We start from the raw sequence: 12,578 nt of genomic DNA, 5'->3' as shown, positions 1-12,578 counted from the left end.
AGTTCGAGAGAGTCCATCACCCATCCTTTAAAACTCCCTCACATACCGCTCAGTACAACTCAGCAACTGACATCCGTTCTTTTCAAAAACATCCTTCATCCACTCATTTTTTACATTTGTCTCACCAATATAATAAGATGCACCTATTTCCTTTAAGACAAACATTGCACCTGTAAAGAATGCTGCTTCGTACCCTTTATTTCGCATACTTGAAGCGATTGCAAAATACATAAGTTTCCCTTCTTCTAACGTACCTCTTTCAATATGCGGGATGACAATTCCTATTGGCTTATCATCGACACTCGCTGTTAAACAATGTTCTTTCCATTGCCCACCAATTTCTTGTAGCATCATATGTACAAATTGATCGTAATTAACTTGTTCTCCCGTCGCTTCATTCCACAGTGTGTAAAAAGCCTCTTCCCCTACTTCTTCAATTAACTTAAAATCAACTTCACTTTCTACATCTTCTACTTCGTATATATCTTTAAACACAATCATGCTTTCCGTAATATATTCAAATGAATATGTTTCGAAACATTTCTTATACACATCATAATTGGGGCTTTTTGAAGAAATCTCAAAATGTAAGTTTTCTAATTCCTCTTTTTCAGCCTCAGCAACGCAATATTGCATCATTTCCTTTAATTGCTCTTCTGTAAAAACCTCTGCATTATTTTCTTTTATCATAATAGAAGAAGCACTTCTTCTTATTTTAAAATGTTTTTCTAACTGTTCTATCGTCGTCATATTCTTCCCTCATCTATGTCATACTCGAATTTCTAATGGTTCTCCTTGCATGAGCAGGATTGTCCTTGAATATATAGAATACTAGAAAAGATCGCATCTTTAAAGTGCGGAGGAGGTTCTCCATTGGATATTACAGCGCTGCAACAACAATTAGAACTTATACAACAAAATGATTATACGCAACTACAACATATAGATGTAAATGAGTTAACTTTGAACATGCTTCAGTACATCGGAACGACTGATAGTTACGTTCGTTACCAACTTATATATAAATGTTTTACGCATTTCATTCATCATGAATTCCTTATGGACGATCAGCTGAAATTACTTCTACAAACATGTTTAAGTGATGAGTATTTATATTGTGACATATACTCCCCACATACAGATGGGGTGTTCACACGTTCTTACACTGTTTCGTTAATTGCGTTAATACTTCAATTCGCTAACTCGCACTACTTTTTTACAGAGGAGGATATCGAGGAAATAAAAAACAAACTCATTACATATACAAACTTAGAAACAGATTTTCGAGGCTATATTGAAAATAAAGGGTGGGCTCATTGTATCGCCCACGTATCAGATGCTTTCACTGAAATAGTTCATAATACTTATACGATCTTTGAGTGGTATGAGGAATTAATTCATTGTTTATTAAATAAAATCTTCATTCCATCTGACCTTTTTCATAATAACGAAGATGAACGCATCGTTACTCCTTTACTAGCAATGCTGTATCATGACTTCCCGCAAGATGAGTTAGTCTCTATTATTCATAAAAAAATAAAAAGGCTTCCCCAAATTAGAAAACGCCTTTCGCTTAACGAGTATTGCATTTTATGTGCCAACATTAAAACTTTTTTACGCACATTATTTTTTAGAACAAAAGATGATCATAACTTAGCTTTTACATCACGCAAAACAGAAAAAATGTTAAAAGAACTTCCTAACTATTATTAAATAAAAGGAGCAAAATTATGGGTTATATTGAAGACATGAGAAATCTAATAGGAAATCATCCACTTATTTTAATAGGATCACACGCCATTATCTTAAATGAGAAAAATGAAATATTACTGCAGCTTCGTACAGACTTTAACCGCTGGGGTATTATTGGCGGCGCCTTGGAATATAACGAAACGTTAGAAGATGCTTTAAAACGGGAAGTATTTGAAGAAACTGGACTTATTATTAAAGAGCCAGAATTATTCCGTACATACTCAGGACCAGACTTCTTTCAAATCTATCCAAACGGCGATCAAGTACACGGTGTACTCGTTGTTTATATTTTCCGAGAATTTCATGGTGAACTTGTATGCGATCAAACGGAATCGAAAGAGCTACGCTTCTTTTCACTTGATGAATTACCTAGTAATCTTCCTCCTGTTATTGAGAAGATTATTACAGATTATCTAAAAAAACAAGGGAACGCTTAACGTTCCCCCTCGAATCCAATCCGCTTTTTAATTTCCGCTAAATTTACCTTCGCAATAGCACGTGCCCGCTCAGCACCTTTTTCTAACGCTTCATATAATAAATTTCGCTCATTCATATACATCTCATATTTCTCACGAGGTCCTGCTAATTCCCGGTCTACAACGCGAAACAACTCTTTTTTCACATCTCCCCATCCAATGCCAGTTTCATACTTTCCACGCATCGACTGTATTTCATCTTCTGTCGCAAATTCTTTATATATTGTAAATAACGTTCCTAGTTTTTTCGGTTCCTTTGGAAGTGAAGAATCCGTTTTTATTTTAAATATTAATTTCCGTAGTTTTTCTTGCTCTGCAAATAACGGGATCACATTCCCATAACTTTTACTCATCTTCCTTCCATCAAGTCCTGGTAATATTGCGCCTTCTTCTTGTATGACATACTCCGGAAGTGTAAATGTCGTGTCGAATGTGTGATTAAAATACGTCGCAATATCACGTGCAATTTCAATATGCTGAATTTGGTCTTTCCCGACAGGTACATGTGTAGCTTGAAATAATAAAATGTCAGCTGCCATTAAAATCGGGTACGTATATAACCCCATGTTCACTCCGGCATCAACCTCTAAACCCGCCTCTTTATTTTGTTCTACTTTCGCTTTATACGCATGAGCACGGTTCATAAGACCTTTCGGAGTTAGACAAGCTAATATCCAAGCTAATTCTAAAATCTCTGGTACTTCTGTTTGCCGATAAAAAACAACATCTTCTCCAAGTCCGAGCGATAACCAAGTAGCTGCTACCTCTTTCGTATAATCACTGAATTTCTCTGAATCATGAACAGCATTTAACGCATGATAATCAGCTATAAAATACAATGCTTTTCCTTCATTATTCTTTGACATTTGCAATGCAGGTTTAATCGCACCAATATAATTTCCTAAATGCGGATAACCTGTCGGCTTAATTCCTGTTAATATTATTTTCCCACTCATACTAACTCCTCCTTTCTCAAAATAAAAAGAGCCCCTCATCCTTAAAAAAGGACGAGAGACTCCCGCGGTACCACCTTCATTAGCTATCATTATAGCTCACTTCAACTTCTTAACGTGAAGTAACCGTCTTTACCTACTCATTTCAGTTAGAAGCTCCAGAGCCCATTCCATATTCATCCCTTACTGATTCCCACCACATATCAGCTCTCTGAAAAGTTTCGAATATGTACTCTTCTCTTTCATTGCTTTTTCGTTATTTTTTTACAGTTTATCACATTTCACTTCAAAACAAACCCGAACTTTCTATTTTATATAGCAGGAATTTCCACTTCAAGTGTCTAATATTATATAGGTTTGCAGAAATACTCGAAACAACTTTGGAGGTTTTTTCATGGTAAAATATATATCCATTTTAGGTTCCACAGGATCCATCGGCACATCTGCATTAGATGTCGTTTCAGCTCATCCTGAACATTTTAAAATCGTCGGTTTAACCGCAAATTATAATATCGATCTTCTTGAGCAACAAATCAAAACGTTTCAACCTCGCATTGTAAGCGTTGCGACAAAAGAGTTAGCAGACACGCTTCGTACACGTATTTCAGCGAATACAAAAATCACATACGGAACTGATGGCTTAATTGCGGTAGCTACTCACCCTGATTCAAATCTTGTATTAAGTTCCGTTGTCGGTGTTTCCGGACTACTTCCAACGATTGAAGCATTAAAGGCGAAGAAAGATATTGCCATCGCTAATAAAGAAACGTTAGTTGCAGCTGGACATATCGTAACTGAACTAGCGAAACAAAACGGATGTCGTTTAATTCCAGTCGATAGTGAGCATTCAGCTATTTTTCAATGTTTGAACGGTGAAAATAATAAAGAAATCGACAAATTAATCGTTACAGCCTCTGGCGGTGCATTCCGTGATAAAACACGTGAAGAAATGAAAACTTTACAAGCTAAGGACGCTTTAAAACATCCAAACTGGTTAATGGGCGCAAAACTAACGATTGATTCTGCCACATTAATGAATAAAGGGTTCGAAGTAATGGAAGCGAGATGGCTATTTGATATTCCGTATGAAAAAATTGATGTAATGATTCATAAAGAAAGTATCATTCATTCTTTAGTAGAATTTATTGATGGATCAGTTATGGCACAGCTCGGTGCTCCTGATATGAGAATGCCGATTCAATATGCGTTTCACTATCCTACTCGGCTACCTTCTTCCTATGAAAAATTAAATTTATTAGAAATCGGTAGTTTACATTTTGAAAAACCAGATTTAGAGAAGTTCCCTTGTCTACAATACGCATATGAATGTGGCAAAATCGGTGGTACTACTCCCGCTGTATTAAATGCAGCAAATGAAATTGCGAATGCACTATTCTTAAAAAATGAAATTGCCTTTTTCGATATTGAAAAAACAATTTACAAAACAGTTGAAGCTCATCATAACGTAAAAGATCCTTCACTAGATGCTATATTAGAAGCGGATCAATGGGCGCGCCAATACGCAAATGAATTGTTAATAAAAAAGAGCTAAAACAGTTTTATCTGTTTTAGCTCTTTTTTCACGTATTCAACTTAACAAATCTATAACCGTGCGTAACTAACACTTTTAATATCGCATACCCTGGAATGGCTAAAATAATGCCCATAATCCCGAATAAGTTTCCGGCAGTTAAAATGATAAATATGATTGTAATTGGGTGAATATCTAGCTTTTTCCCCATTACTTGCGGAGAAATAAATTTACCTTCTGCTAATTGTACAACCATCATAACGATGATTACTTTTAACACCATTGCTGGCGAGTCGATAAATGCGATAATTAACGCTGGTGTAATGGCGATAATTGGTCCTACGTACGGAACGATATTTACAATCATCGCTAAAATCGCAAGTAATACCGCATATTTAATACCGATAATAAGGTAACCGATTAATAGCATAATACCGATAAACAAGCTCACGATAATTTGCCCTCTAATATACGAACTAATCGCATAATGCATATCATCTAGTATTCTCATTGCTGCTGGTTGTCTTTGTTCTGAAATGAACTTTAAGAAGTGATTCGGCAATTGTTCGCCATCTTTTAAAAGATAGAACAATATAAATGGAACCATTACAAATGTTAAAACAACCTCTGTAACAGTACTCAAAAATCCAGTTACATTGCCAGTTACTGATGATAATGACTTTGTAAAATCAACTGTATATTCTTTTACCATATTCGCAACATTAATATTTAAATTCTCCTGGATTTTACCGAGTAAATTACTTTCCCCGAATCTACGTGCTGCTCGTTCAATCTCATGACCGAAATACGGTAAGTTATCAATTAATGCATCAATTTGATCTTTAATAATAGGAATAACCGTTAAAACTAAAAACACAAATAATCCAATTACTATTAAGTATATTGAGGCTATTGATACGATTCTTGAAACACCTTTCTTTTCTAAAAGCGAAACGAATGGATGTAAAATATAGAATAGCACGCCCGCTAATAGTACTGGGAAGAAAATTGTTTTTAAAAATACGATAAACGGTGTAAAAACAAAGGATATTTTTGTTAATAATAAAATATTAATGAACAATAACGCAAATCCAAGTAATACCGCCAAATAATTTTGTTCTCTAAAAAACTTTCTTAACTTATCTCTTTTTCTTATATTTACTTTCTCCAATGAAACCACCTCTTCGAATGATGAAAAGCCCTTATTCAGGGCTTTTCATCATAATCTATATCTCTATTTCCTTGCAGCTTTCACTACAAATGATACAATAAGAATTAACACGATTGCACCTAATAATGCTGGCACGACATGAATCCCACCAAATGATGGCCCAAAAGAGCCAAATAATCTACCACCTAACGAAGCACCTAATAAACCTGCGATAATATTTCCGAACATACCACCCGGAAAATTTTTACCCGTTATAGAACCTGCAATTGCACCTATAATAGCACCAACTATTAATGTGATAATCCATCCCATTTTTAGTCCTCCATTTCTATTATGGTGTATTTCTTTTTCATACTAAATTGTTATGTAACTATTATAATTATTATATCCAATAAAGAAAAATCTTGTCAAATCTATGAAAATACAGCCAACAAGGAGGTTCTTTCTCTATGATTCAAAAATTAATAACAACTTCTCACAAAAACGCTACTTCTATTTTAAGCATTCAAATACCAGCTTATGAAATTGAGGCAAAATATATAAATAGTACAGCTATCCCTCGCCTTTATGATACTGTAGCTGATATTCAATCATGTGACGAAATTTTTTACGGCTATTTTTATGAAGATGTACTTGCCGGATTTATTTCTTTTAAAATTGGTGGCGAGGAAGTTGATATTCATCGTTTAGTAGTATCCCCCGATCATTTTCATAAAGGAATTGCTACTAAGCTATTACTATATATATTTGACATGTTCTCCTCTTCAAAATCATATATTGTACAAACAGGGAAAGAAAATACACCTGCTTTGTCTTTATATAAAAAACATGGCTTTATCGAAGTACAAAATATTGTATTGCCTGATGGTGTAGTTTTAACTTCACTAAAAAAGACAGAAAACAATAAATAGTTTGACTAAACTGTTTATTTATGTTATTTTTTACTTTATAAAACCTTTTGCTGAGTCCAATTTTTGGAGCGGGGGAACCACTTTTGTAGCTATGCTACTTGGGGCGAATCTTTTTTAAGTAGGGAAACTCTCACTTCCCGAGTCCGACAGCTAACCTCGTAAGCGTAATGGGAGAGGAAGGTGCTTTTTGCCTATGTTACACATTTTGCCTCCTTAATTATAAATATGGGATCGATACCAAATAGTCACCTATATTTATAAAAAAGGAGATATGTATTATGTTACGTTTATCTGATCACGCAATAAAAATGATGGAGCAAAGACTTCGATTAGAACAACATCGCACATATCAAGCAAATAAAGTTGTAGATAACTTACATCACAAATACTTCTTTCAACATATTTTTCAGCCGAAACGATAATAAAATGCTTATTTAAAACTAAAAACACAAGGTGTGTCTAAAAAGACATTCCTTGTGTTTTTTATATTTCTTATAATATTCTCACTACATTTAAACTTGCTGTAATTGTACCTGCTATAGTAGTCACATGTCCAACACCTAACGGGCCATTTTGTAATATAAATGTTGAATTTGCGCTCGCTACATTTACGAGAAGCGTATTTGAAATGGATGGTTCCAGCACTACAGTTGAAGTCGTTACATTTTGTATAAAACTCCCTGTTACTTGTGTTCCATTTAATAATAATCTTACAGATACTACTTCATTCCCACCATTTGCATCCCCTTGAAAATAGTAGCTTACTAAATATATCCCTGGCGTCGCTACTGTGACTGTCGTAGCACTAGTTAAAGATACACCAGTTCCATATACAGTGGATCCCGAATTAATTGGAATGTTAGCATTTGCTGCAATTGTACTTGTTGATGTAGAGAAGAAATAGCCACCACCTGTTGATATAGCAGAAGATCCTGTTGCACCGGTTAAGCCAGTTGGACCAGTTGCTCCCGCCTGGCCTGTTACTCCCGTTCCCCCTGTTGCTCCAGTTATTCCTTGTATGCCTTGTATTCCAGTCGGTCCTGTTGCTCCTGTCACTCCCGCCTGGCCAGTTGCTCCCGTTGAACCGGTTATCCCTTGTGGACCTTGGATCCCTTGTGGACCTTGGGGACCCGTTGCTCCCGCCTGGCCGGTTGCTCCAGTTGGACCGGATATCCCTTGTGGACCTTGGATTCCTTGTAAACCTTGGGGACCCGTTTCCCCCGCCTGGCCGGTTGCCCCGGTTGGACCTGTTACTCCTTGTGGACCTTGAATTCCTTGAGGACCTTGGGGACCCGTTGCTCCCGCCTGGCCGGTTGCTCCAGTTGGACCAGTTGGTCCTGTCTGACCGGTTATTCCTTGTAGACCTTGCGGGCCTGCCTGACCGGTTGGGCCTTGTGGACCTTGCACTCCTTGTATCCCCTGAATTCCTTGGGGACCGGTTGGACCAATTGGACCTTGGATTCCCTGAATTCCTTGAGGACCTGTTGCCCCAGTCGGACCGGTTGGGCCTTGTGGACCTTGCACGCCTTGAATTCCTTGAGGACCGGTTGGGCCTATATTTCCTTGTGGTCCCTGAATACCTTGAATTCCTTGGGGACCGGTTGGACCTGTTATGCCACTCGGACCTTGTATTCCTTGCACTCCTTGTGGGCCGGTTGGACCACTCGGACCTTGCACGCCTTGTAGCCCCTGTAAACCAGTTGGGCCTGTCGCTCCCCTTACTCCTTGCTCACCTTGTATGCCTTGAATTCCTTGCGGACCTGTTGGGCCGATTGGACCCTGTGCCCCTTGCACTCCTTGTGGACCAGTCGGACCCGTTGGACCGATTGGTCCTTGTATTCCTTGTAGACCTTGCGGACCAATCTGACCCGTTGGACCTTGTATACCTTGTGGACCTTGAATGCCTTGATCACCCGTTGGACCGGTTGCCCCCATCGGTCCCTGTACTCCTTGCAAACCTGTTAAACCGGTTGCCCCTGTCGGGCCGATTACACCTTGCACCCCTTGAATTCCAGTTGCTCCTGTCGCTCCAGTCACTCCTGTTGATCCCGTTGCTCCCGTCGGACCGGTTGGACCCCCTGGTGACCCTGCTGGACCTGTTGGACCTGTCGGGCCTCCCGGTGGACCCGTTGGACCGGTTGCTCCTGTCGGGCCAGTTGCCGAACCTGTTGGACCGGTTATTCCGGTCGATCCTGTCGAACCGGTTGGACCTGGATCCCCTTGTAAACCAGTTACTCCTGTCGGACCGATTACACCTTGCACTCCTTGAATTCCTTGAGAGCCAGTTGGGCCTACCTGCCCCATGTCTCCCTGGGGACCTTGTAAACCTTGAACACCAGTTTCCCCTTGTGGCCCCACCGGCCCCTGTTCCCCTTGAACACCTTGAGATCCTGTTGGGCCTGTTGGACCAATCGAACCCTGTATTCCTTGTATTCCTGTTACACCTTGTAAACCACTACTTCCTAAATTACCTTGAACACCTTGTATACCAGTATTTCCAGTCGGACCAGTTGGACCATTTTCCCCTTGTACTCCTTGTATACCTTGTATTCCGCTTGGACCGGTGGGACCGATTTCACCTTGCAGGCCTTGTATTCCTTGTATTCCCGTTGGACCAGTTTCTCCTATTGGACCAGGTATTCCTTGTATACCTTGATTTCCCTGTGGACCTGTCGGACCTCTTTCGCCTTGAATTCCTTGAACACCTTGTATTCCCTGTGGACCTTGTTCTCCCATAGATCCTTGACTACCTTGAGAACCTTGTGGTCCAGTTAAACCCGTTGGGCCTGTTGGACCATTTTCTCCCTGCAGCCCTTGCACTCCTTGTATTCCTGTCGGACCGGTTGGACCGATTGGACCTTGTACGCCTTGTATTCCTTGCGGTCCAGTTGGTCCACCTAAAGAACCCGTCGGACCGGTTGGTCCTGTGGACCCTGTAATACCTGGCGACGGAAAAGGAATAGGTGCTTGAAACTTCCTACACTTATCTTGATTATTCACAAGCATCTCCTCCCGTTTATAACGCATCAAACTATTTGTAATATATTTAAGCTAGCTGTTATCACACCCGATAATGTTGTTACATGTCCAACAGCTAATGGACCATTTTGTAATGACAAAGTGGAATTTGGAGAAGTAACTTCAATTACCATCGTATTGGAAATCGCTGGTTCTAATACAAAACCTGCTGTAACATAAAAAATAAAACTCCCTGTGACTTGTGTTCCGTTTAACGTCAGCCTTACTGAAATCGTTTCATTTCCACTAGTTGGATCACCTTGAAAATAATAACTTACTAAATATATTCCCGGCGTACTTAACGTTACGGTTGTTGCACTTGTTAAACTAATCCCTGTTCCAAAAATTGTAGAACCAGAACTGATTGGTATTAGCGCATTCGCTGCAATTGAACTCGTTGCAGTGGAAAAGAAATAACCTCCCCCACTAGGTAAACCCGTTGCTCCTGTCGCTCCTATTATTCCTGAGAAACCTATAGGTCCTATACTACCAGTTGCTCCCGTAGGGCCGACCGCTCCACTTGGGCCTTGACTACCTTGTGCTCCAACTGGCCCTGTACTACCACTAAGCCCCGTCGTTCCTATTAATCCAGTTGGGCCCTGCAATCCTTGGACGCCTTGTATTCCTTGTATTCCAGTTACTCCCGTTGCACCTGTATTGCCTGTCGTTCCCGTTATCCCTTGTATTCCCGTAACCCCTTGAACACCTTGCACACCTTGTGGTCCAATTACCCCGGTTGCTCCCGTCGATCCAGTTTCACCCGTTGCACCTGTAATTCCAACATTTCCTTGTGGGCCTTGTGGTCCCTGATTACCTTGTGCCCCTCGGACTCCTTGAGGGCCAGTTATACCGACTTCCCCTGTATTTCCTTGGGGACCTCTAATTCCTTGTGCACCGGTTGGACCGATAATTCCTTGCACACCTTGTATTCCTTGCACACCTTGAGCTCCTGTTGGGCCCATTATTCCTTGTAATCCTTGAGGACCTTGCAAGCCAATAGCTCCAGTCGGACCGATAATTCCTTGCACACCTTGTATTCCTTGCACACCTTGTGTACCTGTTAATCCGGCAGCCCCTTGTATCCCTTGAACTCCTTGAGGACCTTGGACTCCAGCTGCTCCTATTTCCCCTTGGATTCCTTGTACTCCTTGGATTCCTTGTGCTCCAGCTGGACCTGTTGCTCCTCCGATTCCTTGAGAACCTTGAACTCCTTCCGCTCCTGTAACACCAGCCGGCCCAGCTATCCCTTGTATTCCCACCATTCCTTGTGCTCCTGTTGAACCTATTACACCTTGAGTACCTTGAATACCTTTAGGACCTTCTGCACCGGTTGGGCCAATTTCCCCCTGCGGACCTCGTATTCCTTGTGGACCTTCTGCACCGGTTGGACCTGTTATACCTTGAGTACCTTGAGGACCTTGTGCCCCTTGGACTCCAACTGCTCCAACTACACCTTGGGAACCTTGTGCTCCTCTTACACCTTGAGGACCAGTTGGACCTGTTATCCCCTGCACTCCTTGCGCTCCTATTGGTCCTATCCCTCCGCTTACCCCTATTGAACCAGTCGCTCCTGTTGGACCAGTTGGACCTCCTGGTGGGCCGGGTGGACCGGCTGGTCCAGTCACCCCACTAGAAGGACCAAGCGGCCCGGTCACTCCCGTCGGACCGCCCGGAGGTCCTCCTGAACCTTGAATACCAATGCTACCCGTCACTCCCGTTATACCTCTTATTCCCTTTATCCCTTGAAAACCTGTTGCTCCCGTTATACCTTGTATCCCTTGCACACCTTGTGGACCTTGTAAACCTATTACACCTGTTATCCCTTTTATTCCACTTATACCTTGGGCACCTTGTATTCCAGTAGAACCAGTTGGACCCAATTCGCCTTGTATCCCTTGAGCTCCTTGTGGGCCTTCCTCTCCAGTAATTCCTTGTATCCCTTGGAGGCCGTCTTCTCCTTGTATACCAGTAGTCCCTTGCTCCCCTTGTATTCCTTGAGGACCTTGAGAACCTTGGGGGCCAGTTACACCTGGGACTCCAGTTGCGCCTCTCTCTCCTTGCATTCCTTGTGCCCCCGTTTGTCCTCGCTCACCTATTTCCCCTTGTATTCCTTGTGGGCCTTGTAGACCTTGACTATCAGCAGGACCCGTAGCTCCTTGTATTCCTTCTAATCCTTGTACTCCAATATCACCAATTGGACCTTGGTTTCCGGTTAATCCTTGAGCACCTTGGAGACCAGTTGGACCAGTAATACCTTGCCCTCCGGTATCACCGATAGCTCCTTGTATCCCTTGTGCTCCTGTTGTCCCTCGCGGCCCTTGTATTCCTTGAAAACCTTGAGGACCTTGGGGCCCAGTTGCTCCTGTTGGACCGGTCACTCCTGTTGGACCAACTGGACCTTCATGTCCTCCTGTAGGTCCAATTGGTCCACTGTTACCAGTAGGGCCTGTTGCTCCTATGAGCGGAAGAGGCAGTGCCACTCCGAATTTTTTGCAATTTTTATGATGACGCACAACAATCCCCCTCCCCAAAATAATTACACTTCTTATATGAAATGCATTGTTATAATAAAAGTACACATTTAACCTCAATTTTTTAAAAATAAAAGAGGCCTATCATTTGTTTGAAATGATAGGCCTCTTTTATAAAAACACTTTATTTTCTAGCTTTATATAAAGAATAATACTTCGTAGAAGGCATCGCTAGTTCTTCATCAAATGTGCTAGATGGTTCAGGTTCTTCTATTCTCTCAATTGTAAAACTAAT

11 protein-coding genes, 1 pseudogene, 1 riboswitch and 1 other annotated feature are annotated in these 12,578 nt (G+C 41.0%); of the genes and pseudogenes, 5 read left to right on the top strand and 7 right to left on the bottom strand.

What is annotated here, in order from left to right; genetic code table 11:
* Positions 1 to 27: 27 nt before the first annotated feature.
* On the bottom strand, positions 28 to 750 hold the full coding sequence (locus COK05_RS05125) for a GNAT family N-acetyltransferase (RefSeq protein ID WP_098611719.1): 723 nt from the start codon (positions 748 to 750) through the stop codon (positions 28 to 30).
* 123 nt (positions 751 to 873) lie between these two features.
* Here COK05_RS05125 and COK05_RS05120 point away from each other — a divergent pair, with 123 nt between their 5' ends.
* Both COK05_RS05120 and COK05_RS05115 read left to right on the top strand, forming a co-directional pair.
* Positions 874 to 1,713, top strand: coding sequence for a DUF2785 domain-containing protein (locus COK05_RS05120; RefSeq protein ID WP_098611718.1), 840 nt, complete (start codon positions 874 to 876; stop codon positions 1,711 to 1,713).
* Positions 1,714 to 1,730: 17 nt separating this feature from the next.
* Positions 1,731 to 2,189, top strand: coding sequence for an NUDIX hydrolase (locus COK05_RS05115; protein ID WP_098611717.1), 459 nt, complete (start codon positions 1,731 to 1,733; stop codon positions 2,187 to 2,189).
* Here the strand turns inward: COK05_RS05115 and COK05_RS05110 are convergent.
* Entirely contained in the window at positions 2,186 to 3,184 is a 999-nt protein-coding gene (locus tag COK05_RS05110; protein ID WP_098611716.1) for a tryptophan--tRNA ligase, read from the bottom strand. The two genes, COK05_RS05115 and COK05_RS05110, sit on opposite strands and share 4 nt — an antisense overlap.
* Before the next feature lie 44 nt (positions 3,185 to 3,228).
* Positions 3,229 to 3,436: a binding site (T-box leader), on the bottom strand.
* A 139-nt stretch (positions 3,437 to 3,575) separates the two neighbouring features.
* On the opposite strand from COK05_RS05110, the gene COK05_RS05105 reads away from it, so the two are divergent.
* On the top strand, positions 3,576 to 4,733 hold the full coding sequence (locus COK05_RS05105; RefSeq protein ID WP_098611715.1) for a 1-deoxy-D-xylulose-5-phosphate reductoisomerase: 1,158 nt from the start codon (positions 3,576 to 3,578) through the stop codon (positions 4,731 to 4,733).
* A 28-nt stretch (positions 4,734 to 4,761) separates the two neighbouring features.
* Here COK05_RS05105 and COK05_RS05100 read toward each other — a convergent pair whose 3' ends face one another.
* Together COK05_RS05100 and COK05_RS05095 are read right to left on the bottom strand one after the other, a co-directional pair.
* Positions 4,762 to 5,883, bottom strand: a complete 1,122-nt coding sequence (locus tag COK05_RS05100) for an AI-2E family transporter (RefSeq protein ID WP_141538901.1) — start codon at positions 5,881 to 5,883, stop codon at positions 4,762 to 4,764.
* A gap of 63 nt (positions 5,884 to 5,946) precedes the next feature.
* Complete coding sequence (locus tag COK05_RS05095) at positions 5,947 to 6,195, bottom strand: GlsB/YeaQ/YmgE family stress response membrane protein (protein ID WP_000539721.1); 249 nt, start codon at positions 6,193 to 6,195, stop codon at positions 5,947 to 5,949.
* Between the two features lie 137 nt (positions 6,196 to 6,332).
* Between COK05_RS05095 and COK05_RS05090 the strand changes: the two genes are divergently transcribed.
* Both COK05_RS05090 and COK05_RS31245 read left to right on the top strand, forming a co-directional pair.
* On the top strand, positions 6,333 to 6,794 hold the full coding sequence (locus tag COK05_RS05090; protein WP_098611713.1) for a GNAT family N-acetyltransferase: 462 nt from the start codon (positions 6,333 to 6,335) through the stop codon (positions 6,792 to 6,794).
* Between the two features lie 38 nt (positions 6,795 to 6,832).
* A riboswitch (cyclic di-AMP (ydaO/yuaA leader) is annotated at positions 6,833 to 6,975 on the top strand.
* A 97-nt stretch (positions 6,976 to 7,072) separates the two neighbouring features.
* A complete protein-coding gene (locus COK05_RS31245) occupies positions 7,073 to 7,216 on the top strand; it encodes a hypothetical protein (RefSeq protein WP_000945246.1) in 144 nt (47 codons plus the stop codon).
* A 70-nt stretch (positions 7,217 to 7,286) separates the two neighbouring features.
* Here COK05_RS31245 and COK05_RS05080 read toward each other — a convergent pair whose 3' ends face one another.
* The 3 genes and pseudogenes from COK05_RS05080 to COK05_RS31620 form a co-directional block, all read right to left on the bottom strand.
* Entirely contained in the window at positions 7,287 to 9,800 is a 2,514-nt protein-coding gene (locus COK05_RS05080) for a BC_3345 family exosporium-associated protein (RefSeq protein ID WP_098611712.1), read from the bottom strand.
* A 20-nt stretch (positions 9,801 to 9,820) separates the two neighbouring features.
* Positions 9,821 to 12,325: a collagen-like protein gene (locus COK05_RS05075; protein WP_141538900.1), complete on the bottom strand. Its 2,505-nt coding sequence runs from the start codon at positions 12,323 to 12,325 to the stop codon at positions 9,821 to 9,823.
* A gap of 142 nt (positions 12,326 to 12,467) precedes the next feature.
* Positions 12,468 to 12,578: pseudogene (locus COK05_RS31620) on the bottom strand (SAM-dependent methyltransferase); the annotation flags it as partial.

The organism is Bacillus cereus (assembly GCF_002567495.1).
In the GTDB taxonomy this organism is placed as follows: domain Bacteria; phylum Bacillota; class Bacilli; order Bacillales; family Bacillaceae_G; genus Bacillus_A; species Bacillus_A cereus_AQ.
The sequence above is the reverse complement of the archived record's forward strand: the minus strand, read 5'-3'. Positions and strand labels throughout refer to the sequence as shown.